The sequence below is a fragment of the Pseudarthrobacter sp. IC2-21 genome (assembly GCF_034048115.1).
Lineage (GTDB): Bacteria > Actinomycetota > Actinomycetes > Actinomycetales > Micrococcaceae > Arthrobacter > Arthrobacter naphthalenicus.
On record NZ_CP139145.1, the window covers coordinates 2,927,745 to 2,954,397 of the forward strand.

The 26,653-nt window shown below is 58.5% G+C and carries 25 protein-coding genes and 1 pseudogene; 9 read left to right on the top strand and 17 right to left on the bottom strand.

Translation table 11 applies throughout. The features are described 5' to 3' along the window. Window positions 1-19: 19 nt before the first annotated feature. Genes SBP01_RS13460 through SBP01_RS13470 form a run of 3 tightly spaced genes read right to left on the bottom strand, consistent with a single transcriptional unit; the run spans window position 20 to window position 2,906 of the window. Window positions 20-892 carry a 3-hydroxyacyl-CoA dehydrogenase family protein gene (locus tag SBP01_RS13460; protein ID WP_320536102.1) on the bottom strand — a complete coding sequence of 291 codons (873 nt, stop codon included), beginning with the start codon at window positions 890-892 and terminating at the stop codon, window positions 20-22. Next, window positions 889-1,680: an enoyl-CoA hydratase/isomerase family protein gene (locus SBP01_RS13465; RefSeq protein ID WP_320538349.1), complete on the bottom strand. Its 792-nt coding sequence runs from the start codon at window positions 1,678-1,680 to the stop codon at window positions 889-891. Before SBP01_RS13465 ends, SBP01_RS13460 begins: the two co-directional genes overlap by 4 nt. After that, window positions 1,677-2,906 (bottom strand): acetyl-CoA C-acyltransferase, encoded by a 1,230-nt coding sequence (locus SBP01_RS13470; RefSeq protein ID WP_320536103.1) that lies wholly within the window; start codon window positions 2,904-2,906, stop codon window positions 1,677-1,679. The genes SBP01_RS13465 and SBP01_RS13470 overlap by 4 nt, the downstream gene beginning before the upstream one ends. 285 nt (window positions 2,907-3,191) lie before the next feature. Between SBP01_RS13470 and SBP01_RS13475 the strand changes: the two genes are divergently transcribed. The 4 genes from SBP01_RS13475 to SBP01_RS13490 all read left to right on the top strand — a co-directional run bounded on the left by SBP01_RS13475 (window position 3,192) and on the right by SBP01_RS13490 (window position 6,644). Next, complete coding sequence (locus SBP01_RS13475) at window positions 3,192-3,506, top strand: hypothetical protein (RefSeq protein ID WP_320536104.1); 315 nt, start codon at window positions 3,192-3,194, stop codon at window positions 3,504-3,506. Window positions 3,507-4,053: 547 nt separating this feature from the next. Further along, window positions 4,054-5,241 (top strand): NADH:flavin oxidoreductase/NADH oxidase, encoded by a 1,188-nt coding sequence (locus SBP01_RS13480; RefSeq protein ID WP_320536105.1) that lies wholly within the window; start codon window positions 4,054-4,056, stop codon window positions 5,239-5,241. Window positions 5,242-5,455: 214 nt separating this feature from the next. Further along, complete coding sequence (locus SBP01_RS13485) at window positions 5,456-5,713, top strand: hypothetical protein (RefSeq protein WP_320536106.1); 258 nt, start codon at window positions 5,456-5,458, stop codon at window positions 5,711-5,713. Between the two features lie 184 nt (window positions 5,714-5,897). Then, a complete protein-coding gene (locus SBP01_RS13490) occupies window positions 5,898-6,644 on the top strand; it encodes an SDR family NAD(P)-dependent oxidoreductase (RefSeq protein ID WP_320536107.1) in 747 nt (248 codons plus the stop codon). A 142-nt stretch (window positions 6,645-6,786) separates the two neighbouring features. Here SBP01_RS13490 and SBP01_RS13495 read toward each other — a convergent pair. Beyond that, window positions 6,787-7,940, bottom strand: a protein-coding gene (locus SBP01_RS13495; protein WP_320536108.1) for an IS3 family transposase whose coding sequence is annotated in 2 segments (ribosomal slippage) — window positions 6,787-7,661 and window positions 7,661-7,940 — 1,155 coding nt in all. Because the reading frame shifts where the segments join, the coding sequence is not laid out codon by codon here. A gap of 120 nt (window positions 7,941-8,060) precedes the next feature. On the opposite strand from SBP01_RS13495, the gene SBP01_RS13500 reads away from it, so the two are divergent. Continuing rightward, window positions 8,061-8,372, top strand: a complete 312-nt coding sequence (locus tag SBP01_RS13500) for a hypothetical protein (protein ID WP_320536109.1) — start codon at window positions 8,061-8,063, stop codon at window positions 8,370-8,372. Between the two features lie 215 nt (window positions 8,373-8,587). Here SBP01_RS13500 and SBP01_RS13505 read toward each other — a convergent pair whose 3' ends face one another. Then, window positions 8,588-9,385, bottom strand: a complete 798-nt coding sequence (locus SBP01_RS13505; protein WP_320536110.1) for an enoyl-CoA hydratase/isomerase family protein — start codon at window positions 9,383-9,385, stop codon at window positions 8,588-8,590. Between the two features lie 180 nt (window positions 9,386-9,565). Beyond that, window positions 9,566-10,438, bottom strand: coding sequence for an SDR family NAD(P)-dependent oxidoreductase (locus SBP01_RS13510; protein WP_320536111.1), 873 nt, complete (start codon window positions 10,436-10,438; stop codon window positions 9,566-9,568). A gap of 144 nt (window positions 10,439-10,582) precedes the next feature. Between SBP01_RS13510 and SBP01_RS13515 the strand changes: the two genes are divergently transcribed. Next, the gene (locus tag SBP01_RS13515; RefSeq protein ID WP_320536112.1) at window positions 10,583-10,708 is read left to right on the top strand and encodes a hypothetical protein; all 126 of its coding nucleotides are present in this window, start codon (window positions 10,583-10,585) and stop codon (window positions 10,706-10,708) included. An 11-nt stretch (window positions 10,709-10,719) separates the two neighbouring features. Here SBP01_RS13515 and SBP01_RS13520 read toward each other — a convergent pair whose 3' ends face one another. The 4 genes from SBP01_RS13520 to SBP01_RS13535 all read right to left on the bottom strand — a co-directional run bounded on the left by SBP01_RS13520 (window position 10,720) and on the right by SBP01_RS13535 (window position 16,582). Then, window positions 10,720-11,610 (bottom strand): SDR family NAD(P)-dependent oxidoreductase, encoded by an 891-nt coding sequence (locus SBP01_RS13520; protein WP_320536113.1) that lies wholly within the window; start codon window positions 11,608-11,610, stop codon window positions 10,720-10,722. 62 nt (window positions 11,611-11,672) lie between these two features. Continuing rightward, the gene (locus SBP01_RS13525) at window positions 11,673-12,713 is read right to left on the bottom strand and encodes an ABC transporter permease (RefSeq protein ID WP_320536114.1); all 1,041 of its coding nucleotides are present in this window, start codon (window positions 12,711-12,713) and stop codon (window positions 11,673-11,675) included. A 12-nt stretch (window positions 12,714-12,725) separates the two neighbouring features. Further along, the gene (locus SBP01_RS13530; protein ID WP_320536115.1) at window positions 12,726-15,239 is read right to left on the bottom strand and encodes an ATP-binding cassette domain-containing protein; all 2,514 of its coding nucleotides are present in this window, start codon (window positions 15,237-15,239) and stop codon (window positions 12,726-12,728) included. Between the two features lie 140 nt (window positions 15,240-15,379). Then, on the bottom strand, window positions 15,380-16,582 hold the full coding sequence (locus SBP01_RS13535; RefSeq protein ID WP_320536116.1) for a substrate-binding domain-containing protein: 1,203 nt from the start codon (window positions 16,580-16,582) through the stop codon (window positions 15,380-15,382). Between the two features lie 496 nt (window positions 16,583-17,078). Here SBP01_RS13535 and SBP01_RS13540 point away from each other — a divergent pair, with 496 nt between their 5' ends. Then, window positions 17,079-18,257, top strand: coding sequence for an LLM class flavin-dependent oxidoreductase (locus SBP01_RS13540; protein WP_320536117.1), 1,179 nt, complete (start codon window positions 17,079-17,081; stop codon window positions 18,255-18,257). Here SBP01_RS13540 and SBP01_RS13545 read toward each other — a convergent pair. Together SBP01_RS13545 and SBP01_RS13550 are read right to left on the bottom strand one after the other, a co-directional pair. Then, complete coding sequence (locus tag SBP01_RS13545; protein WP_320536118.1) at window positions 18,254-18,460, bottom strand: hypothetical protein; 207 nt, start codon at window positions 18,458-18,460, stop codon at window positions 18,254-18,256. The genes SBP01_RS13540 and SBP01_RS13545 overlap by 4 nt on opposite strands. Before the next feature lie 187 nt (window positions 18,461-18,647). Next, window positions 18,648-19,196, bottom strand: a complete 549-nt coding sequence (locus SBP01_RS13550; protein ID WP_320538350.1) for an IS110 family transposase — start codon at window positions 19,194-19,196, stop codon at window positions 18,648-18,650. Window positions 19,197-20,546: 1,350 nt separating this feature from the next. Here SBP01_RS13550 and SBP01_RS13555 point away from each other — a divergent pair. Both SBP01_RS13555 and SBP01_RS13560 read left to right on the top strand, forming a co-directional pair. Then, on the top strand, window positions 20,547-21,353 hold the full coding sequence (locus SBP01_RS13555) for an alpha/beta hydrolase (protein WP_320536119.1): 807 nt from the start codon (window positions 20,547-20,549) through the stop codon (window positions 21,351-21,353). Window position 21,354: 1 nt separating this feature from the next. Then, window positions 21,355-22,113: an SDR family NAD(P)-dependent oxidoreductase gene (locus SBP01_RS13560; RefSeq protein ID WP_320536120.1), complete on the top strand. Its 759-nt coding sequence runs from the start codon at window positions 21,355-21,357 to the stop codon at window positions 22,111-22,113. Between the two features lie 152 nt (window positions 22,114-22,265). Here the strand turns inward: SBP01_RS13560 and SBP01_RS19815 are convergent, their stop codons facing one another. The 5 genes and pseudogenes from SBP01_RS19815 to SBP01_RS13585 form a co-directional block, all read right to left on the bottom strand. Continuing rightward, the gene (locus SBP01_RS19815; protein WP_414004231.1) at window positions 22,266-22,376 is read right to left on the bottom strand and encodes an IS3 family transposase; all 111 of its coding nucleotides are present in this window, start codon (window positions 22,374-22,376) and stop codon (window positions 22,266-22,268) included. Window positions 22,377-22,649: 273 nt separating this feature from the next. After that, window positions 22,650-23,461 (bottom strand): annotated as a pseudogene (locus SBP01_RS13570) (ATP-binding protein). Window positions 23,462-23,754: 293 nt separating this feature from the next. Then, a protein-coding gene (locus SBP01_RS13575; RefSeq protein ID WP_275216659.1) for an IS5 family transposase occupies window positions 23,755-24,637 on the bottom strand; the annotation gives its coding sequence in 2 pieces (ribosomal slippage) (window positions 23,755-24,273 and window positions 24,275-24,637; 882 coding nt in all). An 86-nt stretch (window positions 24,638-24,723) separates the two neighbouring features. Continuing rightward, window positions 24,724-24,996, bottom strand: coding sequence for an SDR family oxidoreductase (locus SBP01_RS13580; RefSeq protein WP_320536122.1), 273 nt, complete (start codon window positions 24,994-24,996; stop codon window positions 24,724-24,726). Window positions 24,997-25,718: 722 nt separating this feature from the next. After that, entirely contained in the window at window positions 25,719-26,489 is a 771-nt protein-coding gene (locus tag SBP01_RS13585; RefSeq protein WP_320536123.1) for a glucose 1-dehydrogenase, read from the bottom strand. Between the last annotated feature and the right edge of the window lie 164 nt (window positions 26,490-26,653).

Genomic DNA, 26,653 nt, shown 5'->3' on the forward strand with positions numbered 1-26,653 from the left:
AGGCGGGCTTACGGACCAATCAGGAGGCCCAATCGAAGAAGCCCCTGCCAGCCTTTCGCCCAATCTCACCCCGCGCCACTTTGTCCACCAAAATCTGAGGTGGACGGAAGCGTTCACCGAGCATGGATTGAAGGTATTCCGCGATGCCCAGCCTGACGTCAAGGCCTACGATGTCCGTGGTCCGGAGCGGCCCGGTATCGTGTTTATAGCCCAGCACCATTGCTGCATCGATGTCCTCGGCAGATGCAACACCCTCTTCCACCATGCGCATGGCCTCCAGTGCAACGGCTACACCCAGGCGCGAGGAGGCAAAACCCGGGGCGTCATGAACGACAACGGGAGTCTTGCCTAGTGCTTCCACCCAGCCCTTTGCTGTGGCTGCCAATTCAGCAGATGTCTTCTTGCCCAGAACCACTTCGATGAGGGCTGACGCTGGTACGGGGTTGAAAAAGTGCATGCCTAGGAAGTTTCCCGGTCGGTTGAGCTCTGCTGCCAAAGTGTCGACTGACAAGGATGAGGTGTTGGATGCGAGATAGGCGTTGTCCCCCAACTGCTCTTCTACCGCCAGGAGGGCGGGCACTTTTAGTTGAAGGTCCTCCGGAACTGCCTCGATCACCAGGCTGCACCCTGCAAAGGAGGAATACTCCGTTGAGACGCTGAGCCTGGACAGCACATCAGCTGTCGACGACCCGAGGGTTCCGCGGGCAGCAGATTTTTCCACGGCCTCGGTGACGCGTTGCCGTGCGGCGGAAGCGGCTTCCTCGTCGCGTTCCACTATTCGCACGTCAGCGCCTTTTGTCAGAAAGGCATGGGCAATGCCCGCGCCCATTCGGCCGCCGCCAAGGACGCCCACCAAGGCGGGCAGGCCGGAAGGAGGGAAGGTGTTGTTCATGAGTTCTTCTTTCCAGTGGTCTTGTCGGATTTTTTGTCGAGGAACTTTTGCATCCGGTCGAATTTGGCCTTGGATTCGAAGAGAATGCCCTGCGCAAGCTGATCGATCAGCGGGTGGGCCTCCGCCGGGGCGTGGAACACGGACTTGGTGATCCTCACCGCCAGCGGGTCCTGGCGGCCGATCCGGTCCGCCAGGTTGTGGGCAGCGTCCATCAGCTCCGGCGCCTCATGGATCTCCGTGATCAGGTTGGCAGCCAGTGCATCCTCTGCCCGGAGCACCAGGCCGGCGAGTAGGAGCTGCTTGGCAAGCGGTTCGCCCACCAGTTCCCTGAGCCGCCAGGTTGCCCCGGACGCTGCCAGGATGCCCAGTCCGGTCTCGGGGTTGCCGATCCGGACGCTGGGCGTACCGATCCGGAAGTCCGCAGCGCAGGCGAGCTCGGCCCCGCCGCCGAGGCAGTAGCCGTCCAGCGCCGCGATGACGGGCATCGGCAGCTTCGCGATCCGCACGAAAATGGTGGAGTTGATGCCCTGCAGCGCGTCGTCCCGGCGCCGCTCGCGCAGCTGGGCGATGTCCGCACCGGAGGCGAAAACACCGTCCACGCCGGCGATGACCAGGATTTTGGGGTTCTGTTCCAGCGCGGCGCAGACCACGTGCAGTTCATCCACCATCTGCTGGTCGATGGCGTTACGGACGTCCGGCCGGTTGAGGAGGACCACCACGCGGTCCTCACGTTCTTCGACCAGGAGGGTGCTGAAATGTTCGGTGGCGAGGTCCGGGGCGGACACTATACGCGCTCCAGCAGCATCGCAGTGCCCTGGCCCACGCCGATGCACATGGTGGCGAGGCCGAATTTGGCGTCCTCACGTTCCATCCGTCCCAGGAGGGTGATGGCGATCCGTGATCCGCTGGAACCGAGGGGATGCCCCAGGCTGATGGCGCCGCCGTCGTTATTCACGATCTCCGGATCCAGGCCAAGCCGCCGCATGGTGGCAAGCGACTGGGTGGCGAAGGCTTCGTTGAGTTCGACGACGCCCAGGTCGCCCCCGCTCATGCCGCTGCGCTTGAGTACTTTCTGGGTGGCAGGGACCGGGCCGATGCCCATGATCTCGGGTTCGCAGCCGGCCGAAGCACCGTCAATGATCCGGGCCCGGGGTGTCAGGCCCAGCCGTTCAATGGCGGCCTCGGACGCGACGATGATCGCGGACGCACCGTCGTTGAGGGTGGAGGAATTGCCGGCCGTGACCACCGAACCGCCGGAGACCACCGGGCGTAAGCCGGCGAGGACCTCCAGGGTGGTCCCGGCACGCGGGCCCTCATCGGTGTCCACGACGGTCTCGGATTTGCGGGTCTTCACGGTCACGGGCACGATCTCGTCGGCGAACCGTCCCGCGGCGATGGCGGCGAGGGACCGTTCGTGGGAGCGGACCGCGAACGCGTCGGCGTCCTCACGGGTGATGCCGTCCACCCGGGCCACTTCCTCGGCGGTTTCGGGCATCGAGTAGGTCATCTTGCCGTCTCTGGCCAGCTCACCCTTCTGGAACTTGGGGTTGGCGAACCGCCAACCGATGGAGGTATCGAAAATCTGTCCCGGCTTCGCGAACGCCGTGGCGGGCTTTTCCTGGACCCAGGGGGCTCGGCTCATGGACTCCACCCCGCCGGCGATCACGATGTCCGCGGCGCCGGACTTGATCATCTGACTGGCCTGGATGATGGCGCTCAGCCCGGAGGCACACAGCCTATTGACCGTGATCCCGGGGATATGGAGGGGCAGCCCTGCCAGGAGGGTAGCCATCCGGGCCACATTCCGGTTCTCCTCACCCGCGCCGTTGGCGTTGCCCAGGATCACCTCATCGATGCTGTCGGGATCCAGCCCCGCACGGGCCACCAACTCCCGGATCACCAGCGCCGCCAAATCGTCCGGCCGGACCGAGGACAACGCCCCGCCGTACCGCCCCACCGGGGTGCGGACACCTCCAACAAGGAAAGCCTGCGGTCCTGCGGTAGCTGACACCATGGAAACACCCTTCACGCGATAAACAACATTGTTTTGTCAACGGCCACTCCCCCAGATGTCCGCCACCTACGGCTGCGCGGCAAAAAGCCTCCAGGACTCGCCTCCAGGCCAATCAGAGAGCCAGTCGCTGGACCACCAATGTCGGATTGCTGGAACGTTCACCGCATTGGCAAGGCAGCCGGAGATCAGAAGCAGCAGGCCATCGACTAGTAAACCGAGCCTAGCATGTCATACAAACGCTTGGTAGACTCGTCAATCAGTACCCAAGGTTGTTGAGTTGTTGCCATGGAGCAGGAGCAGGAGTTCGATATGAACGAGGCAGCGATTGAGACTGTGCCATGGCGGGGATCCATGGCTGAGGCTAAAACAGAACTCGCGGAGGATTGGCAGTTCCTGGTGGGATGTGAGGTCGATGTCCGGCGGGGACGATGCCTGCTGCGCACCGGCGCTATAGACGCAGCTACGGATGACGGGAACATCGTATGGCTTTCCCGCCAAGGCGTCCATGAGCGCAGGCTTCTGACCAGAGCCGACGGCTACGATCTCTGGGTCACCAAACTGGACAACCAGAGGGTTCTCGCACGCAGGGACGACGGCTGACGGAGCGAGACCTCCGTCTGCTGGGGCATGGTGAATACCCGGTCCGCTACAGAGGCGCAGCGCTTCCCTCAGGTCACCCAACAAAACGGCACATGCTACCTAGCGTTTTTGGCTTTGGCTGGCCCTTTACCCGGGTGATGGCTTTCGCTCGGTGCTCCTTGGCCGCGTTCCGCAGAAACTTGCGGTCACCGCCGGTGGCGGTGTAACTGATCGTGGACCATTGGGAATTTCTACGGTGGGCACTGTCTCGACCGTCCTTGGTGTCGAGGCGTGCTCACGATACCCAAACGTTTGATTGGTAGTCAAGGTATGCACTCTCGAGCGAGTCGTCAAAAAAATAGACTCCCAACCAAACGCTTGACTGGTTAGCTGCAACTTGCGACCATGAGATGCATGTCACGACGGCAGTTCACCACCTACTGTCACGTTATCGTGCCAACTCTTTCAGATTCGGGTCTAGGTCAGGATGAGTCTCCGACACAGACGGTGGTCTACCGCAAGGCCATGCACACCTACAAGCCAGAAATCACTCACCGAGGAGATAGATTTGTCCCCCAGTATGCTCTTTACCCCCGTCCAGCTCCGCGACGTAACGCTGAAAAACAGAATCGTCATCTCACCTATGTGGCAGTACTGCGGAGAGAAGGGTCACGCAACTGATTACCATCTGATGCACTACGGACAACTCGCCGAAGGCGGCCCCGGTCTCGTAATGCAGGAGGGCACCACGGTCGATAAGCGCGGCAGAGGAACGCCGGGCGACTTGGGCATCTGGGATGACGAGTTTATTCCTGGCCTCAAGCGCATCGTGCAACTTATCAAACGCAATGGTTCAGTGCCTGGCATTCAGTTGATGCATCCCGGACGGAAGGTAATGGAACGGGCCCCATGGGACGGCAGCGAACCGCTGAGTATGGAGGAAATGGAGGGCCTGGATCCGCACGAATGGGACAGGATAGCTCCAAGCGTGACACCGCTAGCGATTGCACCCGGGCACCCGTTGCCTCGTGAAATGACCAAGGCAGATATCCGCCGGATAGTCGAGGCCTTTGTGTCGGCAGCCTCCAGGGCAGACAAAGCCGGCTACGAAGTACTCGAGTTGCATGCAGCTCACGGATACCTCATCCATTTGTTCCTGTCGGAAGCGACCAATCTCCGCACTGATGAGTATGGGGGAAGCTTCGAAAACCGAGCCCGTTTCCTTGAAGAAATCGTCGAAGGCGTGCGCAGCGTCCTTCCTCAGTCCAAGCCGTTGCTGGTACGACTCTCCTGCGTTGATGGATCCAACTGGTCCATAGGGGATACTGTCACGCTGGCCCGGCGGCTGAAGGCCCTGGGCGTCGATATGATCGACTGCTCGATGGGAGGAATCAGCAAGCACGTCGGAACGGACCGCCGCAGCGCATACGCTTATCAGGCTTCGCTCGCGGCGACCGTGAGGAAGGAGGCCATGATCATGACCAACGCCGTCGGATTGATCGTCCACGCACACCACGCCGAGCACCTCATCGCGGAAGGCATGGCCGACACCATTGGCATCGCGAGGGAGGCTATTTACAACCCCCACTGGCCAATAGATGCGGCGCACAAGCTTAGTGCCGACCCTGAATTCAGTATGCTTCCGAAGCGACAGGCATTCTGGTTCCATTACCGCAACCAAGGTATGGAGAAATTCCTGCCATCTACGCACACTTCTGACGTGATCCCCGGACTACGGGAGAGTCTGTCACCGTAAGCGCCCTTTCGCTCATATTTTTACGAAGTGGCGATCGAAATTCTCCCCTCGACAACACGCACGGACTGCTCGAAGGTCGCCCACGAGGCTATTCAGCCGAGCAGCCGGCCCGACGAAGCGGCAGTTCCGGCCCCAGCGCCTGAATCATGCGAGTGCAGGCGTTGTTCTTTTGCAGGACAGCGCTTCCCATCCAACCCAATGAGGACCACCCTTAATGATCATCTCCTTTGACGCCTCCCTGGCGAATCGCGAGCCGCTCCTGATTGATCCTGGCAACTTTCGCGAACTCAAGATCGTAATCGCGAACTCTACACCAGCAACCTTTGCTGTCTCTGAACGCAACAAAGAGCTAGGCCGTTGGGACGGGGATCATGTCTGGGTCAAACCCCAAGAGCTGGTGCGTTTGGCTTCCGTCGCTAACGAACCCGACAGTGCATGGCACGAAGCCTTGAGCCAAATGCTCACGCGATGAAAGCAATTTCATTACGGCTGCCCAGTACCGCGTCGACGGCGGCGCGGGGGCTCCCTGATCGCTGCGACGACAAGTCGAACGGTACCTCCGCCAGATGGGCACATCTTATTGAGTCCTGCAATCGTTTGTTCAAGAAATCAAATAATCACAGGCTAGCGCAGAGCTCTTGCCTCCCTATCAGCGAATGAGAGCCACGTTGTCGATACTAGTTACCGGTGGGTCAAGTGGGATCGGTCGGGCGATTGCCGAGCGGCTCGCTAAGCCCGGATCCGATGTCTTCATCGCATATCACTCCAATGACGATGCAGCCAGCGAGGCCGCAGAAAAGATCAGGCAGCGAGGCGCATCTGCACACCTGCTAAAAGCGGACATGGGCTCACTAGGTGACATCCGCATGATCATCGATCGTATTCGGCAGCACACAGACCACTTGGACGTCATTGTGCACGCAGCAGCAACTGCCATCTCGGGCAGAACGATCGACATTCCCGGAGAAGAACTCAACGGTGCGATTGCACGAAACGGCACGTCAATCGTGCATGTCGCTCGTGAAGCCCTTCCCCTCCTTCGGCCTGGCTCAAGCATCATCTACGTCACAAGCAAGGGGTCCGAGCGCGCGCTTAAGGACTACGGTGCTCTGGGCGGACCCAAGGCCCTTGGAGAGCACATGATGCGTTACCTTGCAACGGAGCTGGCAGGCCGCGGCGTGCGAGTAAACAGCATTTCTCCTGGCCCGCTCGAGACCGAGGCCCGCCGCCAAATGTTTCCCGATACCTGGAAAACGCGCCTCGCGGATCAAATTGCCCTCAATCCGTCCGGCCGCGGCCTTGCGTTCGACGACATCGCGAACATTGTCGAGCTGATGGTCGACCCTCGCTTCACCATGGTCCAGGGTCAGGTAATAACGATCGACGGCGGACTCACACTGTGACGAGGCGAGAAAATCCGGGACCTCTGCACTAAAGCGAGAAATGCGTGCCGCTTGGCACGGGGCTACTGCCGCCCGCACGATCACACCGCCCTTACAGGGCTAGGAAAGGAGGGACTGCCCCGGCTTCCGTTGACTCGGGGTCTTAGGCCGCTGTGAGCGCGGTCCGGTTGATTGTTTCATATTCGATGGGCGTGAGTTTGCCCAGCCTTCTTTGCCGTCGCCGGCGATGGTAGGTTCTCTCGATCCAGGTTGTGATGGCCAGCCGGAGTTCCTGCCTGGTGAGCCACCGTTGACGGTCCAGGACGTTCTTCTGCAGCAGCGAGAAGAACGATTCCATCGCGGCGTTGTCCGCGCGCGCCCCGACCCTGCCCATCGATCCGGTGAGCCCGTGGTGCCGGAGGGACTCGACGAACCGGCGTGACCGGAACTGGACGGATTCAACCGGTCGTCGCAACGCCTCGATTCTGGAGGTAGCGATGGGCAGACCGGCAGGCTGGATGAAAGCGGCGACGGCAAGCGAGGACTTCATCCGCGAGTCCATCGAGTAGCCGACGATCCTCCCGGAATAGATGTCCTTCACCGCGCAGAGGTAGAGCTTGCCCTCGGCCGTTGGGTGCTCGGTGATGTCCGTCAGCCACAGCTCGTTCGGCGCCGCGGCGGTGAAATCCCGCTCGACCAGGTCGTCGTGGACCGGCGGCCCGGGTCTGCGGTTCAGGCCACGCTTCTTCGAGAACACCGACCAGATGCCGTGGTCCCTACATAAGCGCTGGACCCTGTTCTCACCCGCCGTGATGCCCTTCTCCGGGAGTTCGTCGGCGATGAACCGGTACCCGAATGCAGGGTCGTCGGCGTGGATGTCCAGGGCGGCGTTGACGAGGTGCGCATCGATCCAGTCGCGTTCCGTCACCGGGCTGGCCCTCCACCGGTAATAGCCTTGCTTGCTGATCTTCAACACCCTGCAGGTCACCGCCACGGGAACACCGTCGGCGGCAAGCTCCGTGACCAGCGGGTAAATCTTTTTGGGTTGATGTCCCTGGCCAGATAGGCAGCAGCCCGGCGCAGAATCTCATTCTCCTGCTCCAACAGGCGGTTACGCTTCTTCAGCTCCCGCATCTCGGCCGACTCCGTCGCCGCCGGGGCGGCCCCGGATTCCTTACGTTCGGCGATTGCAATCCAGCGCTTCAACGTCGTGACCGAAAGCCCGAAATCCTTAGCAATCTGCGCCAGCGGCGCCTCGCCCTTGCGGGCCACATCAATAACATCCTGGCGGAACTCCGCCCCATAAGCCGTGGGCATGGTCAACATCCTTCCACGAGCACAAGCTCGCTAGGTCAAGGAGTCAACAAAACCGGGGGCAGCCCCAATCATAACCTCATACCCGTCGGCCAGCCCGGCTGCTGAGGATAGAGTCGTATTGTGGCCACGCCTTCACAAGATCCTCGACCCGAGATCCTTATCGACGTCGATTACGGGTACACCTGGCCGATGTCCACCATATTCTGGGCGCTAGAAGATGTTCCTGATTGGAAGAGCGAACTACCAGAGGCTCTGTACGAGGATTTTGTGGCCTGGGCGAAATTCTTCAACGAACATGCGAATGAAGAGACAGGGATGTTTGGGAGTGAGGAACGCCGCAAACACTTTGACCTGGAAGGGGTTCGCCTCCGAGATGAACTCGAAAAAGTTCTGGGAGATAGATTTCGATTCCGTCTCCGGCTGTGGTTCTAAGTAAAAGTCAAAAGATGCAACATTTTTTTGCGCACTCCGCTTGAGAAAGAACTAGGATTGGCCGGGCCTCCGGGGGCAACAAAGAAGAGGGGCTACAGGCCGCCCCAACCACGCTCATCTGCGAAGGGCCACTCAACTCGGATCTTTGGAAAGAGACTCAACTATGCCGAGACAAATCAATGACATGCCTCCTCTCCGACGCGCACCTTTCTCACTCAGCCAGCGAGAAAGGTCCTGCGCTCAGAAAGGGGCAATCTGAGATAGCTGTCGAGCACGGTTACCGCCTTCGAGCCGAACTTCACTCGCAGGCTCGCTCCGGAATCGAGATCCAGTGCAACGCCCAGCGGCGCCTCGCGACCGGCTTGCATCGCGCGCTTCGCGGAGACCACTGCAAGCCTGTTATTACGGAGCATTTCTCCAATGAGTGCGCGGGATCTCTCAAGGGCGTTATCCGCGAGTTCCGTGATCATGCCAAGTTCCAACGCCCTCTGGGGCGCGACGACTGAGCCACTCAGCACGAGGCTGAGTGCACGGTCGTAACCGATAAGCCGACTCAGTCGCTGCATGCCGCCGGACCCGGGGACAATACCCAGCCGGGTCTCGGGAAGCCCGTAGAGGAACTCACCCTTCTCACCAATGCGAATATCGCACGCCAACGCTAGCTCGTAGCCAAAACCCATGGTGTCGCCGTTGAGTGCGCAAACAACTGGGTACGGCGCAGCGGAGATCAGATTGAACAGTCGATTAACGCGATCGTTGCGCGCCGGGCCTAGCATCGCGAGAACATCGGTGCCTTCGATTCCTGCGCGGATTTCGTCAGGGGAGAAATGGGTGATGAAGGACCCGTTCCCTCGACCGCTGAGGATCAGCCCCGCAATTTGATCTCCGCTCCACGCGAGCGTGAGCGCCTCCAGTTCGCTTACCGCCGCATCCGTGCAATAGCCGCTTGGTGAGTTCGAGAACGTCGCTGTGACAATTCCGCTCCCGTCAGTGTTTAGCGACCAGAAATCCATCTTGATCTCCTAACGCTACCGAATCATTCGATATTGAAATCGAGTCGGGCCAGTTCATTTTCGTCCTCCGGGTATTAGTTGCGTGCGTCTCATCGTCAGGTCAACCATGAAGGTGTTGCGGGTTGTTCGCGGCTATGCGAACAACCCGCAGCTCAGAAACTCTTCTCTGGCAGAGCCTCGCTACTTAGTCGTCACCAGGCCTTCGGTGGTCTGTTCAATCGTGCTCTTCTGGATCTTGAGGTTCTCGTGCATTTCGGTTCCGGTTACGAACTCCGCGACCTTTTCGATCGTAAGGTCAGGATCAGTCTGCCCTTGCGTGGTTCCTATAAGAATGTCGGCGACAAGCCCCGCGGCAGAGAACAACGTGTGACCAGTGAACGGTACCGATTCATGCACCAGATATGCAGCAGCTGGGCCAACTAGCTCCGGTTTTGCGAACTGAACTGATGCTAAAATTTCTGGCTGCTTGACGTTATCGACAAGCATCGGGGTAAGCGCAGCAGGCGCCAAGTTGTTTACCTTAATGCCAGATGCCCTTCCTTCAAGCGCGAGAGAACGACCGAGGCTAAAATTCGCGGCCTTCGCTGCAGCGTATCCCGCCCAGCCTTCCATCCCAAAAATGTTTGCCGAGGTTATGTTGAGAATGCGACCATAGCCAGCCTTCTCCATTACAGGCCAAACAGCGCGAGTCATATTGACTGTCCCGAAGTAGTGGACGTCCATCAGGAGGCGAAGGTCCTCCATGCTGTCCTCCATGAACGGACGCTCCCAACCAACGCCCGCATTATTGATAAGGCCATCAAGACTGCCGTAATTTGATAGCGCTGCATCTACAGCAGCTTTCGCGGTGGTTTGATCCGACACGCTCCCAATGACGGAGACGGCCTTTCCGCCATCTGCACCAATCGATGCGGCTACCTTTTCGGCATTTTCGCCAAGATCGACGATCACGACGGCGGCTCCGCGGCTAGCGAGCAGCCTTGCATACACTTCACCAAGGCCGCTACCGGCACCAGTGATGATGATGGTTCGGTTATCGAAACGTAGGGTCATTGCTTTTCCTGTTCTCATGTCTAGTTCTTGCACGGTGTTGCAGTTGTCCATACTCTGTCTGGTCGAGGCTCCGTTCTCAGGGGAGAATGAATCATGACCAGCCGAATCAAGTAGCAGCAGTAGGGCTCAGGTCTAGTCGGTGCCGTGAGAGGCAGGACGTCCTGGAAGGACAAGGAAGCGTCCCGTCACCCGGACCGGGTCAACCGCCGTTGGGACATCAAGGCGGCAAACACTGTTTGGGTGGCGGACTTTGCCTACGTCTGGACCTAGGCCGGGTTTTGTTAGGTCTTCTCCTTCACCCCGGACGTGGCCTCCCGCGAGCCTCCACGAAGCCCGGCCTGGCTCCAGTACTGCTCGACGTACAGACCGATGTCTTGCCCGAACGAGCTAAGGGTAACGGCTGTTGCGCCACCGTCCACCGGGATGGTCACGCCATTTACATGGGCTGAGAGATCAGATGCAAGAAAGACGGCAACCTTCGCTATGTCTGGCGCAAATCCAACCCGCCCTGAGGGCATGGTGCCCCCGAGCCGTTCCGCAAGAAACTCCGCGAACTCCTCCGCCTGGTCGAGAGGAACACCGTAGCTTTTCGCCATGATCGGCGTCATCACTACGCCGGGAGCAATAGCATTCGACCGAATTCCTTGTCGAGCCAATTCGGCAGCGGCCTGCCGTACGACCCCGACTACAGCGTGTTTGGCGGCGGTGTACCCAACGCTGCTCCAGCCACCCTCGAGCCCGGCTGAACTAGCAGTCGAGATGATTGAACCGCCAGTGCCCTGCTTCACGAATTGCCGAGCCGCGTACTTATGTCCCAAAAGCACGGAGGTGCTCAGGAGTTCAAACGTCCGGCCTGCGCCTTCAGATTCGATCTCCATAATGGGCGAGGGATCACCTTGCGCCCCAGCGTTGTTGAAGAAGATATCGAGCTTGCCATACGTCTCGACAGCGAAATCGACAGCGGCTGCGACATCTGATTCCTGCGTGACATTCACATGAAGATAGGCCGCCTGCTCGCCGAGATCCTGAGAGATCTGGTCTCCGAGCTTGTCTTGAATATCTGCAATTATCACGCTGGCGCCTTCAGCTACGAAGTGTTGCACAGCCGCGAGACCGATGCCGCTCGTGCCCCCGGTAACGACGGCGACCTTATTAGCCAGTAATTTGGTCATGGGTTCCAACTTTCTGTTTCGGGTATGTGCCTTTCGCGCAGCACACGGGTATACGTCAAAGATCAATTAGTCCCTGTTTTATTCTTTCTGCGAAATACATTTCCCCAAGGCACCACTCTTACCGTTGATGCGATTGCTATCGCAATGGCATTAACCAGAAGCCTGACCGACTCGGGTGCCCCGAGGGTCAGCACCATCTGCACAACCTGAGAAAGGAAGAGGGCGGCGATAGCTGAGGAAACCACGCTGCCGCGCCCTCCTGAGAGCACCGCTCCGCCCACAATCACGGCGGTGATAATAGGGAAAAGATAGGGTGTTCCGATCGAAATAGATGACTTGCCTAGGTAGGCGACGAGTAGCACTCCGGCAAGTCCCGCGAAGAACCCCGAGGCCACATAACTGCCAGCGATATAGCGGTCAACCTTGACGCCCGTCGCTCGCGCTGTAGATGGGTTTGCACCCACACCCACAAACCTGCGTCCAGTCGAGGACTTCGACATGAAGATTGCGGTCGCGGCAACCAGCAATACTGCGAGCCAAACGATAAGTGGCAGCCCTAGCAAGGAATTCTTGGCGAACCAGGTTAATTCCGAGGGCGCATTGAAGGCGCTTCCTGCTGAAACGGTCCACATCCCACCCAATAGAAGCGAATTCAGTGCAAGCGAAGAGATGATTGGCGTGACGTTGAGCTTCGCGATGAAAAACCCGTTGAGCAACCCAGCCAAAATGGAAACGACCAGTGCCAATCCAACTGAGACGGCACCCGATGTCCCCAGTCTTTCTGGGGCGAATACGGTAATGGTCGCCGCCAAGGTTATATATCCGGGTGCTGCCAGATCAATCCCCTTCTGCTGTACCACGAGTGTCTGACCGATCGCTGCCACAGCGAGTACCGCGGTCGGCACAATCATTGCGAGCAGTGAAGCTTGAAGCAAAGACCTGGGTGCGATTATTGCGGATGCCACGAACACCAGAACGGTTGCAATGACGACCGGCGTCCATTGCTTGCTCCCCATCCGCTGCCAGACGCTTCCACTCGGCTGGCTCTCTACACGATTGCCAAACCGCTCTTCCGGGGGTGACTTAATTTGATTGAGTGTCATGACTTTTAGTCCTTAATGGCCGACCGCTGCTTTTTTGCGAGCAATTGAATACAGTGCGACTGATGCGATAGTCATGGCACCGATGAGGTAGTACTGCCAGTCAGGTGTGAGTCCAAGGAAGACGGACATCGCGTTCACAACATTGATAAGAATCGCGCCGAGGATCACACCCAAGAAGGAGCCCCTCCCACCAAACAAGCTTGCCCCTCCGAGGACCGCAGCTGTGATGCCAAGCAAGGTGTATGAAATACCTGCTTGCGGGTCACCGGTTCCGTTCTGAGACATCAAGAGCACGCCTGCTAGTGAAGCCAGAAGGCTTGAAGACAGATAGGCCGCGAACCGAGTTGCCTTTGGATTAAGACCGTTCACGCGCGCAGACTCTTCAAATGAACCTACCGCACGGAGAGCAATGCCCGGGCGGGAGTACTTGAGGAAGTAGCCCAGGATAAGCGCCATGATAAGAGCCGCAATGAATGCCAAGGGAATAAACCCGATTGTTGCTTTCAGAGGGTCCGTTACCGCGGAACTGATCCGACCCCCGCGAGTCGGGCGTAACGTAAAGGATACGGCCTGTATTGCAATATAGGTGATAAGGGTCGCAATGATGGGGTTCATCTTGAGCAAGTCAATGAAGCCCCAGTTGATCGCTCCGACGACTATCGCTGCCAGAAGCATGTATAGCCAGCCCGTCGCCTGCGAGGGCCCTGTCACACCATCCACTAGATAGAACGAAGCAATGACCGGCACCAAGCCCATCAAGGGTCCAATTGAGAGGTCTATACCTCCAGTCAGGAGAACGAACAGTTGGCCCATCGCGATGAGTGCCAGAGGGGCTGTGAGAATCAGGATTCCAGATAAGTTCGTCGCTCCAAGAAATCGGGAGTTAGCGATGAAGCTGATGAGTGTCAGCAGCATGATCAGTCCGCCGACGACAGCAACTGGGGCGGTGTCTCCAGCAAGCCATCCCGAGCGTCTTCTCTGGTTCTGCTCGACACGAACCCGTTGGGTATCCGCCTTGAGCGCTGATCCGGTGATTGCCTCTTCCGTGATCTCATCGTCGACAAGCTCGTTGATGACATGCCCTCGAGACATGACCAGGACACGGTCTGCAACGCCCTCCAACTCCAGTGCGCTGGAGGAGTGGATGATGACTATGGCACCTCGCGCCGCCGCGTCCCGGAGTAGCTGGTAAATCTCGCTTTTTGCACCCACGTCAACACCCTGCGTGGGTTCTTCAACGAGGAAAATGGTCGGCTCATTTGCAAGAGCGCTACCGAGCAGAGCCTTCTGTTGATTTCCCCCGGAGAGAGCCTCGATCGGTGTATCAAGCGACGGCGTCTTTACATTGAAGTCTCGAATCACCTGCACGGCATGTTTCCGGAGTGTCTTTTCCCGGGCCCAGCCGCGCTGGCTCAGTGACCGTAAGTTGCGGAAGACCGTATTCTCGGCCACCGAGAGCCCAGATAGCACCCCTTCATTATGGCGATCACCAGTCAGATAGGTGATTCCGTTGACCGTAGAGGAGTGCTGGTCGTTAAGTCGTAGTTTCTTCCCCCCGACCGAGACCGAACCGCTTGCGTTCTCAAGACCTGCCAGCACGCGAAGCAGGTTCTTTTGTCCGTTGCCCTCGATACCAGCGAGTCCGATGACGTCGCCGCGCTTAACTTCGAGTGACACCTGGTTAAGGTTTAGATTCGACAGATTTGAAATGCTTAGGAGGGGAGCGTCGTCACCGCCTTGAAAGGCGATTTTTTCTGGGAAAAACACATCGAGCTCGCGGCCAATGATAAGCTGCACAATTTGATCCTCAGTGAGATCAGCAGCCTTATGAGTGCCGATGCTCTTGCCATTGCGCAACACCGTGATGCGGTCGGCGATCTCCTTCACCTCGTTGAGGCGATGCGAGATGTAAACGACGGCTGTGCCTTTTGCAACCAACCGGCGAATGTGGTGGAAGAGCACCCCGACTTCTTCGGCTACGAGATGCTCGGTCGGTTCGTCGAGAATCAACACGCGCGGTTTCTGTGCAAGCGCGCGACAAATATCCACAATGAAACGATTTTGGGGACCCAGTTGCTCGACTCGGTCCCGGACATCGATCGAGGTTTCCCCCCACGTCGAGAGTACCCGTTCCGCCCAAGCCATCAGTGCGGGCACTGGTGGACGAAACTCCGTCGTGACGCCGAGGTATAGGTTCTCCGCTACGGTCAGGTCAGGCATGAGTGCCGGCTCCTGGCGGACAATCGCTATGCCCCGTTTACGCGCAGCCTGAGGATCGGCCTCGTCGAGCCTCTCGTCGAGAATTGTGACCGTACCTAAATCTGATTGAAGCGCACCCGAAGTGATTGCCATCAACGTTGATTTACCGGCACCATTTTCCCCAACAACACCGTGAACCTCACCGGTACGGACCTCAAGATTTACATTGTCCAGCGCGCGCACACCCGGAAAGTCTTTCGTAATTCCTTTTAGGGAGAGCGCAATCTTTGAAGTTTCGGTGTCGGTTGATATCCCAGCAACAGACATAGCGGGGGCGACCTTTCGTATGGCAACTAGAAGCGTTGTAAAGAAGCAGGGGCCCCTGCTTCTTTACAAGCACTTCTTTAGTAAGGGGATGCAGAGTTGGATGTATCAGTAATATGGCTAACTTTTGGTTATGTTCGGGGCTATCCGAACAACTGCTTAACCTTTGTGTCCGAGAGAGAAGTCGTCCAGTCGACGTCAGGCGAGGCGGAAGCATCGCACGTCGGTTCCATTCCTGGGGTTAGGGTGTCAACGACTGCCCACGGGGCAACTGTGAGTGACTGGTCGAACTTGACACCGTTGATCTCCGCAAGCACACGGCGTAGCGACGATATTGAACCCATGTGGTTACCATCAGTCGAGAAGTAAGGAAAATCTCGACGCTTATCCCATCCACAGTTCAGCCCGTTTGTTGCAGCGGAAACGGCAAGCGCAGGCGGTTTGAATCCTGACGCGTCATAAGCTTCCAAGACCGTATTAACGACTCCACCGTTATCAGCAATCACGCCGTCGATGCGCCCGTGCTTTGCGAGGAGGGCAGACATCACGGTGCGTGCTTGTGCGGCGTCATTGCTAATTGGTTGGAATTCCTCCTCAACGAGGGACAAACCGGGGTATTGCTTGAGGTTCTCCCTAATCGCCTCCATGTTGGAGATACTGGAAGGCTGTCCGGGGCCGCCCCCGAGGAAGACAATGGTCCCTTTACCCTTAAGTGCCCGATTCATGAATTCTGCCCAGAGCACTCCATTGCCCTTTGTGTAGACCTCACCAACAGCCGTAACTTCCTTACCAGTTGTCGCGCCAGACGAGGATACGTAGGTCACGATCGGGATACCCGCATCTTTAACGGCCTGCATCGCTGGGAGCATAGCCTCGCCGAACAGGGGATCGATGACGACACCGTCTACGCCCTGCGCAACGAGTGAGTTGAGATCTGAGTTTGCCTTGGCGGGATCTGCTTGCGCGTCAGTCGTCGTCAAAGTGACGTTCGGGCAGAACTTAGCAAGGTGATCCTTGAGAATGGCATCCTGGGTGAGGAGCCAGCCCACCCCGAGTCCTCGGGGATGTGCGATCACAAGTTTTTTGTCGCCACAAAGCTTAGACGTGTCAAACGAATCGACAAGCTCTTTAGCGGACTTAAAGGTCGTAGCTACACCCGTGGTCGCGTAGGAGTTGTCACCCTGCTTTGCTGCAGTTCCGTCGGCGGTCGTAGCGGGAGCGCACGCAACGAGCGATACGCCGAGTCCAAATACTGTCGCTACAGTACCGATTCTGATTAATTTCCTCATTGAAATTGCCTCACTATAACTCAATGCGCTTCCGTAGCGCATGGATAGTTCATCCACGCTCCGACTGGGTGGAGCGTCGATACCGGTGCGTATCTGGTGGCCAGTGAACACTGCAACCTCCCGTCTTGTCAACCAGTCGTTTGGATGATTCGCCCCATCACTTGATCTCGAGTTGACGATTTACTCGCATATCACCACTGGGAGAAAAGATTTTCTGCGGCATTTTTGGTAGCCACCACAACGAGCTTCGCACCACTGGCCTGACGCAGGTTTGTGTGGTCCCCGCAACGATCCTCGCTGACCTGTACTCGCGATTATTGATAGGTACGGAGGCCTCGAAAGGCTTCCAGTGTGCCCATGGCAGGCCGAGGCCCAGCCTCAATCAGCTAAAAAAGCTGAGTCTACATTCGACCAAACGCACGGTAGGCTATATGGTAAGTCACATAGTGCCGCGAGCTCATTCGCAACGGCACTGAGTCAGGTCGCTCCGAACACACGAACGGCACATAGTTCAGTACAAGTGATTCTTCACAAAGAGGTAAGGAATTGATTCATGGAGTTCAGTAAGAAGGACAAGCTCAAGTTCGGCATCTTCATCGGTCCATACCACAAGCCCGGCATCAATCCGACCCTTTCCATCCAGCAGGATCTCGAGATCATTGAGCAGATGGATCGCCTCGGCTTTGACGAGGCCTGGGTCGGGGAGCACCATTCAGGCGGGATCGAGCTTGTAGATGACCCAATGCTACTAATCGCGGCGGCAGCGGAGCGGACTAAGCGTATAAAGTTTGGCACGGGCGCGGTATCGCTTCCGTGGCACCACCCGTTCCAGGTCGCTTCTCGTATCGTTCAGCTCTCCCACCAGACCCGGGGCCGTGTGCACCTTGGTGTGGCGCCAGGACAGCTCGTGCAGGACGCGACGATGATGGGTACTGATGTTAAGCAGCACCGTCTGATGATGGAGGAATCGCTGAGCTGCATCATCCGGCTTCTGAAGGGTGAGGTTGTCACCCACAAGACGGACTGGTTCACCCTTGAGAACGCTGAACTCCAGCTGCTGCCTTACAACAACTTCGATGTTCAAATCGTGAGCGTAATTTCTCCAAATGCTCCGTATGCGGCCGGCAAGAACGGCGCCAACATCATCTCCGTGGCCGCGACCGACCCTGCCGGTTTCAAGGTCCTCGATAAGCAGTGGGCACTGATGGAAAAGACGGCGGTTGAATTCAATCAACCCGCACCGGAGCGTTCAAAGTGGCGGCTCATGGGACCAATGCACTTGGCGCCGACCCTGGAACAGGCTATCGAAGAGATTCGTTGGGGTATGCCGTCTACCGAGACCTACCGTGCGAATATTCATAAGCAGGCTCAGGGACTCGACTACCATGACGTTGAAACCGCCGTGAAGATTTTTAATGAGAGCGGCGCCGCGATCGTTGGCACGCCTGAGATGGCCCGTGCTCAGATCCGGAGGCTCTTGGACAAGACAGGCGGCTTTGGCACTTATTTGCTGATGGGGGTGGACTGGGCAGACCACGATGCAACCTTGCGCAGTCACCGTCTGTTTGCTCAGGAAGTCATGCCCTATTTCGATGGCACGATCGAGCAGCCCCTGAAGTCATATGACATGGTCATGAACGACGGTGGTGTTGGTGCGGACATTACCTGGGAGGCCCAGCAGCTGGTCGTGGATCAGCTCGGCTTGGACAAGAGTGTCACTGCTATGGGCTAGTAGCCTGTGACAGAATCAGGGGCTCCTTCCGAAGGGATTTCGGGAGGGCCCCTGATGCTGTCACCAGGCTGAGTTAGTAATTGCAACGACAATTGCATGCCGGCCATGAGTGCGGCCGCGCCGGTGTCGCCGATGCTCGGGAAGCTTGTAAAAACAGCGGTGTCGGGGTGGTCCTGAAGCAGGTTGGCGAGTTCGGAGTTCATGAGCCTCTGATATGGCTGTTAAGCATCCTTAACTGGGCGGCAAACAGCTTCGCGGTAAGGGCTTTGCCTTCCTTGGTCCCGGCGCTGCCGGCGAGCATATGGGGCCGGATCCGTTCCGTGAGAGTTTCGGGGCTGGTGCGTCCGGAGTAGTGCCGGCGTGCGCAGAACAGCGCCATGGTCCTGACGGTCAGCCGGCGGACCTGTTCCGGTGCCGGGTATTGCTCGATGAACGCCGGCGAGATGTCCCGGTCCAAACTGGAGACAGGTGCAGCACGGCAGGGTTATCGGACTCCATGACGGCACTGAGCCGGTTCTCGGTGTTGCGCTGGGTGATGATCAGCCGTTCCCGGTCCCGACTCAGGGCCCTGATCCGCGCCAGCAGGGCGGACGGGGTGGAAAGCGGCCGCCAGTGGGCATGTTCATGGCGCAGCGTGTCGGCCAGGACGAATGCGTCGGATTTACTCGTGGCCAACCGGTAGCGCTCCCGGGCCCTGGCCGAGATTTCCGGGGAAACACAGTAGATCTCCGGCCCGGCCTGCTGCAGCCGTTCCACCAGCACCCCTTCGGAGCGTTCAATGGCGACCCGGACCTGGCCGGGGTGTCTGGTCATAGCCGCCTGGAGCTCCCCGAGGCCGGTGACGGTGTGCTGGAACCGCTTCTGAAGGATGGTATTGCCGTCCGCGTCAACGAGGCAGAGCTGGTGGAATGATCCGCCCCAGTCGATACCGGCGAAAATGCCGGTCTTTCGGCGTTTCGAAGATGAGCCATGGTCGGTGGCCTTTCCTACGGAGACACCACCTGTGGTTCACCGGGTGCGTTGGCTTCCCGCGCCAGAACCTTATCTCCGCGATCACCACTACAGGTGTCGCGGCTCCCGCAGGCTGGTTCACGGTCTGCCATCACCGCGGGGGAACGGCTCTGCACGGGGTCCTCGAAGGATGCGCGTCTGCATAGGTTCTCCCTGCGACGGTGCAGGTGGCCGACGGGACCGTCCCGCCCTCACTATTATGAACAGAGAAGGTCTGCACGAAGGTCTGTGGCACGCCGTCGCGACGGCGTCCGGCAACCCCTTGAGCTCGTCGCAGGCAACGATGCAGCAGTCGGTGAGGCTGCGATTCTTAGTCTCGATCAGCACCCTCAGTCAGTACTTCGCACCCTCACCGTGCCCGCCAGCCGGAGCCCGAGTATGTCCCGGGTCCCTTCGACGGTGACCGCCCGGGCGCCCTGGGTCGGCGGATCGCGACCTGGCCGTCGCGAATCTTGCGTTCACGGTGTGCTCCTGCGCGTTCACCATGTTCCAAGTCTTCGAAGGACGAAATCTCGCGGCAGCAGTTCGCTTCCTTCGGCACGAGGGTCGACCTTGCGATTTTGACCGCGCTCTCCACCCCGTCCTTGGACACCGGATCCCTGGCCGGCTGTTAAGGACGTCGAGGCGCAGATCTGACCGTGGGACTGATCAACCCAGTCCTCGGTCTTGGGCAGCCAAGCATCAGTCACCCCGTCCGGGGCAGGGGCCGCCCGGCATCACCTTCAGCGACCCAGCGCTGAACCATGTGATCGGAACAGTCAGCCAGCTTGGCGGCGTGAGTATTTGATGCCTTGAGAGCCACCCAATCTTGCGCTTCAGAGCCACCGATCGTGCGGAAGAGAGCCAGTGGTGGTGTGCTTGGGAGCCATTGGCCCTCGACCTCATCGTTAGGCACTGGCCAGGGCGTTCTGCTCCCTCATGTTGTAGGGTGCCGGTGTCGACCCAGGTGGTGTTGTGGATGATGCGGTCCATGATGGCGTCGGCGTGGACGCAGGCAACGAGGCGGGTGATGCCAGTCCTTCTGCTGATACGGGGTGCAGAACACCGTCGACGTCTCGCCGTAACGGCGCTCCATCAACTCCAGCAGCATCATCCGCATCGATTCCGTAGGCCGATCAAGTAACCACTCGTCGATGCCAGATGAGGTACGCACCCCCATTACGCGAGTAACCTAGGGTCGCGCTATTGACTGCTGGGATCAGGTTGATTATAGTCAACAAACGACCGTTTGGTTGTGTGGCTGAACCCAGCACCTACTGTGGATTCCAAGGAGAGACAATGCCGTCATTTAAGATCGAAAATGGGCCGGAAATTTATTACGAGGACACTGGCGGTTCAGGTGTCCCGATTATCTTCAGCCACGGACTCTTTATGACTCTTGACATGTTCGGGCCGCAGCTCGAGGAATTCTCGAAGGATCACCGCTGCATTACTTGGGACGAGCGGGCCCACGGAAAGACAGTGTGGGAAGGAGACTTCACTTATTATGATTCGGCTGACGATCTCATTGCTCTCGCCGACCATCTTGGAATCGACAAGTTCATCCATTTCGGATTCAGCCAGGGTGGTCTCCTAGCGCTGCGTGCGGCGATCCGGTACCCGGACCGTTTGATCGGGCTGATCCAGTGCTCGACTCACGCTAGCGGACTCTCGGGCGATGCAGTCGCAGCCTTCAAGGAAAAGATCACCAAATGGGCTGACGCCGGGCTCACCGAAGAGACGAAGGACTTTCTTCGGTGGCTGATTCTTGGCGAAGGCGTCGATGAAGACTTCTGGATGCACTACTGGAGCACGATGACCGCTAAGCAGCTCAATGACGCGACTTACGCGCTTTACGATGCTGAAGGGGTGCAGGATCAGTTGCATAGCGTGAAGGCGCCGACTCTCGTCATCCATGGCCTTTCAGATGTATCTACCCCGCTCGAGCTTGCCCAATACGTTGGCGATCATGTCCCAGACTCGCGGGGGACTGTGCTCATCGAAAACGGACCCCACGCAATTAACCTCTCTCATGCAGAGCAAGTGAATGCCGCGGCGCGCATGTTTGTTGATGAGGTCACCACAGAGTTCAATAAGGACAAGTAGCATGGTGAGTCTTGATGGGCAGCTCATTGGGGTCGTCACAGGCGGTGCCTCTGGTATCGGAGAGGCCTGCGTCCGACGCTTAGCCGAGTTGGGGCATTCCATAGTGATCGCGGATTACACCCTCGAGCATGCTCAACAGCTAGCAGATGAACTCGGGGATTGTGTACTCGCCGTTCAGGCCGACGTCACTAGCGAGCAGGATTGTCTCAGAATGGTTCAGCGTACGGTTGAGCACTTCGGCAGACTTGATTTCGCAGTCAACAATGCCGGAACCGGAAACCGGGATTCAAGCCTAATCGGAGATATTGGGCTCGAAGAATGGCGCCGTATCATGGCCGTCAACCTTGATGGGGTGTTCTTGTCAGTGTCTGCGGAGGCGAAGCAGATGAAGAAATCCGGGGGCGGATCAATTGTTAACATTTCATCTGTCATGGGTGTAGTCGCAACTCGTGGAGCCGGTGCATATGTGGCGAGTAAGCACGGAGTAGTTGGCCTTACGAAGGCTGCGGCGCTCGATTATGCGCCCGCCAAGATCCGGGTTAACGCTATCGGCCCAGGATATGTTGAGACGCCAATGCTCGTCGGTCGTCTTGCTGACCAGCCAGCCGAGGTGCGCCATGAGGTCGAGGGCCGGCACCCGATCGGTCGAATCGCGAAGTCGGACGAGATCGCGGACGCTGTCGCGTATATGGTTTCCCCAGCAGCCTCCTTTATTACTGGCGCATACCTGCCCGTAGATGGCGGTTACACGGCTAAGTAAGCACTCGGCTGTACGCTGACATAGGTTCGGTTGAGAAGTGTCATAGGTAAACGGCTCTTGTGCCGGTTTGAACTGGTCCCTTAAGTGGATTTGTTAAGTAAGCGCCTATAGCTAGCGAGGGCCTGACCCCTATTGCACCGGGCTCAGGCCCTCTAGCTTTGTAGAGACCTTTCGTTGTTATACCAGCGGATGTACTCTTGCAGTGCTGTTTCCAGCGCGTCTTTGCTGATTAACCGGGCGTGATGGAAGATTTCTTCCTTCATGCGTCCGAAGAAATTTGGCAGATTGCCTCCGACACTATGGGTCTGTGTACCCGGTGATCTCGTGTCGCTTCGTATTCTTGATGGTGACGAAATTTGAGGGTGTAACCGGGGCCTGATTCCGCCGGCTTCGAGCAGTGATCGGGCGATGTAGTTGGCAAGTGAGTATTTGAAGCTTTGAGCGCCACTTGTTCGTGCGGTTCAGCGCCGGGGTTCGTGCGAGAGATCGCCAGCGGTCGCATGGCCTAACGACGCTGACGCCCTCCGTGACGGTTGCTAGGCGGTTGCGGGCGCTGCGTGCTCGCGCATGTTGTAGCTGCCTGTCTCTACCCAGATCGTGTTGTAGATGATCCGGTCCATGATCGCGTCGGCGTGAACGCCGGAGCCGAGCCGCTGATGCCAGTCCTTCTGCGAATACTGGGTGCAGAACACTGTTGACGTCTCCCGTAGCGGCGTTCCATCAGTTCCAGCAGCATGGTCCGCATCGATTCCGTGGGCCGATCCAGCAGCCACTCATCAATGACCAGCAGGGTGAATGCCGCATACTTGCGCAGGAACTTGCCGGATCCGCCAAGGGTGTCTTGGGCGGCGACCCAGGCTTCCTCGAGGTCGGGCATGCGGACATAATGCGCGCGGACGCGGTGTTCGCAGGCGCGTTTAGCAATCGCGCATCCCAGGTAACACTTCCCCGACCCGGTGAACCCTTGGAAGACAACGTTCTCCTGCCGGGCCACGAACGAGCAGGTGCCGAGCTGGCTCAGCAGCGGCCGGTCAAGACCCCGCTCGTCAAGGAGGTCGATGCGGCGCAGGTCAGCATTCGGGTAGCGCAGCCCCGCCCGCCGGATCAGGCCGGTGACTTTGGCATGGGTGAACGACGCGTAGGCGTCATCAACGACCAGCCGGAGACGATCTTCGAACGGCAGGCTGATGCTCAGCGTCTCGTCTTGGGTATCTATGGCCTCCAGCAGCTCGCCCGCGTTCATCTCCCGGAGCTTGCGTTTGGTTTCCGTGTCCAGGCTGTCAGCGCTGGTCGAAAAGTGAACCATTTCGCGGGCTTGGCCCTCTACGTCAGGCTGGTTGTGAGTCATTCACGTTTTGATTGAAGGAGCCGACCGTGACATTCGTTAGGCACGGTTTTACCCATGATGACATCCGGGAATTGGTGCATGAGTATCATCTGCAGCCCTATGGGACCAAGAAGACCCGAGCGGCGAGGTTTTGCTCGGCTCTCGTTCCATCTTCGCCTCATAGCTATCCACCGCCTGCGTTCTAAAAAGGTCTGCAATCTTTTATGCCGGCAAGGGGGGCACCGGACTCGCTGACGCCGTTCGAAACTTGGCGGCGAGTGCGATACTGAGGGTCGCGGTTAGGGCGTGTCTCCTTATTGGCGTAGCCAGATGAGGACGGAGTAGAGGGCGACCCCGGAGCGGTAGGTGATGGCGAGCTTGTCGTATCGGGTGGCGATGCTGCGCCATTGCTTGAAAATGTTGAAGGACTGCTCGACGACGGACCTGCCTTTGTAGGCCTCGCTGTCGAAGTCCACGGGTCGGCCACCGCGTGCGCCTTTGCGTTTGCGGTTGGCGATCTGGTCTCTGGGTTCGGGAATGACTGCCTTGATCTTCCGGGCCCGCAGGAGTGAGCGGTTGGCCCTGGAAGAGTAGGCTTTGTCGCCCATCACCGCGTCGGGGCGGGTCCGGGCCCGTCCCGTCCCGGCGCGCGGGACGTTGATGGCGTCGATGACGTGCGGGAACAAGCGTGAGTCCGAACCTTGGCCTGGTCCAATGATGAACGCCAGAGGCCTGCCTTTCCCGTCGCAGGCGTGGTGGATCTTCGTGCTCAAGCCGCCCCGGGAACGCCCAACTGCGTGATCCTCAGGCTCGGCCCAGAGTTTCTTGTAATTCGGCGGATCCCCCTGTGTTGCGGGGAAGGTTGGTTCCGTGCTGATGGGCGCGGTTGATCGTTGAGTCCACCGATACAGTCCAGTCGATCTCCCCATCGGCGTCGGCTTCGGTCAGCAGCACGGAGTGGATCCGGTCCCACGTCCCGTCAGACGCGTATCGGCGGTGCCGCTTCCACACCGTCTGCCACGGACCGAACTCTGCGGGAAGGTCCCGCCAGGCAATCCCGCACCGGTACCGGTAAGCGATGCCCTCCACGACTTGGCGGTGGTTCCGGAACGGGCGACCGCGCTGGCCGTCGGAACTGGGCAGCAACGGCTCAACGCGGGCCCACTGATCATCGGTAAAGACTTGGAAACGAGACACGCACCCAAGTTTTCCAGCCGGCGGTCAGCCTATTTGGGAGACACGCCCTAGTTCGGTGCAAGCCGGAAGGAACCGCGACCTCAGCACTAGTTGATTGCAATCAGGCGCTGCCCGGGCCTAACAATCAGGCCGCGTGTTACGCCGCCGTCAACGTAAAACGCTGACCCAATGGCGAATGATGAAGCGTCCGAAAGCAACCACGCCGTCATCTCTGCGATTTCATGCGGCTCCCCCAGTCGTCCTATGGGTTGTGCAGACTCGGCCTTGGCCTTGACCTCCGGATCGGCGAACGCTGCAGCAGCCAGAGGGGTAAGAGTTGATACAGGCATGGACCCGATACGGCCGTCGAGTGTGCGCATGCAACAAAGTTTGTTGATGCCGTGTTCGGCTGCAGTGCCGTTCAGGGTTGGGAATCGACTCCCACGCCTGCATGGCATGCTCCCCGATCCAGTACTCGGTGAAGCCAGCCTGATCGGCGGTCATTGCCTAGTCCACGGCCCATTTGAACACATCCTTTAGAGTCCTGGTCGGTGGAAGGAAGGGTGCCTGAAACATGTCGACCTGCAATTGTGCTGCTTTGAACGATGAGCAACCCGGGCCAAATCTAACAATCGTCTGCTTTATTGTGGTGGCCTGGGCCGTATGTGTCAAGACACTCTTCCGACCGCTGGCAACTGAAGTCCTCGCTTCGTGCGAAAAGGACATGCGGTGGTGACAGTGCAGGAAGAGCAGGGCCCGGCGCGGCCGTGGCCGCTCCGCGCAGGACCAGAACTGAATTCTTGGCAATCCAACCCTGCCTGACTAGGGCGGCCCGGCATCGGAACGTCCCTGCTTGCCGTCGTCGAGAAACGCATAGCGCAGCACGGCCTGTTCAGGCTCTCGGCGATGATGCCCGGATCGAACCCGGTGAGAGCCTCCCTTGGGCAGCCGCTTCAGTTGAAGAAAAACCTGCGCCACTTTGAACGGACCACCCATTCAGCGCCAGGAACTTGGCGCGGTGACCAGTTCGGGGACGCGTCCTGGGGAAACGTGGCAGGCATGGGCCGGATATGAGTGGCTGTGGATTTTCCGGTGTTAGTCGCTAGGAGGCGCCCCGGCCTCCGTCGATGCGGTATTGCGCCCCTGTAATGAAGGAGCTGTCATCGGAGCCTAGGAAAAGAACTAGATTGGCAACGTCACGGGGGGTGGCGTAGTGACCGAGAGGGATGGTCGCAGATATTGACGAATGGGCGGCGTCCGCGTTGCCCGGGTTGAACCCTACTTCCAAAGCCCTCATCATGCGAGTGTCCACGGGAGAGGGATGAATGGAATTAACCCGTACACCAAACGGCGCAGCTTCTAAAGCAGCCACTTTTGTCAATCCCACTAGCGCGTGCTTCGAGGCGACGTACGAGACCACGCCTGGGCTTCCGCTTAGGCCGGCAGTGGAGGAAGTGTTGATGATACTGCCGCGGCCCGCATCAATCATGGGCGGTAAGACATATTTCAAGCCAAGAAAGGCACCCCGGACGTTGACTGCCATGATGCGGTCAAACGCGGTGACCTCTGTTTCAATCAAAGGGGCGACGGTCCCTTCGAGCCCTGCGTTATTGAAAAAAACATCTATCCTTCCCATTCGATTGAGCGTGCGCTGTACGTATTCGGCTACATCCTTCTCGACGCTAACATCAGCGCAAATCGTTTCCAGGTCTCCGGCCGAGGAAAGTGTGGCACGTGTATCCTGGAGCGCTCCTTCGTCGATGTCGACAAGAGTCACGCGAGCTCCGGCATAAAGATATGCGGCTGCTGTGGCAGCGCCGATTTCACCTGCACCTCCAGTGATCAACACGGAAAAGTCCTTAAGCTTCGCCATGGCGGCCCACATCGCTCGATTGCAGATGAACGGGCATATGGCGTCGTCGTTCGCTTACCTCATCTAACGAGGATTGGGACTGGCAGATTGTGCCGGGTACTTCTAATTCCGCTGAGATGCCCTGCTTTACGCCATGTCCGCTGTGCCTGCTGGGGCTGCTGGCG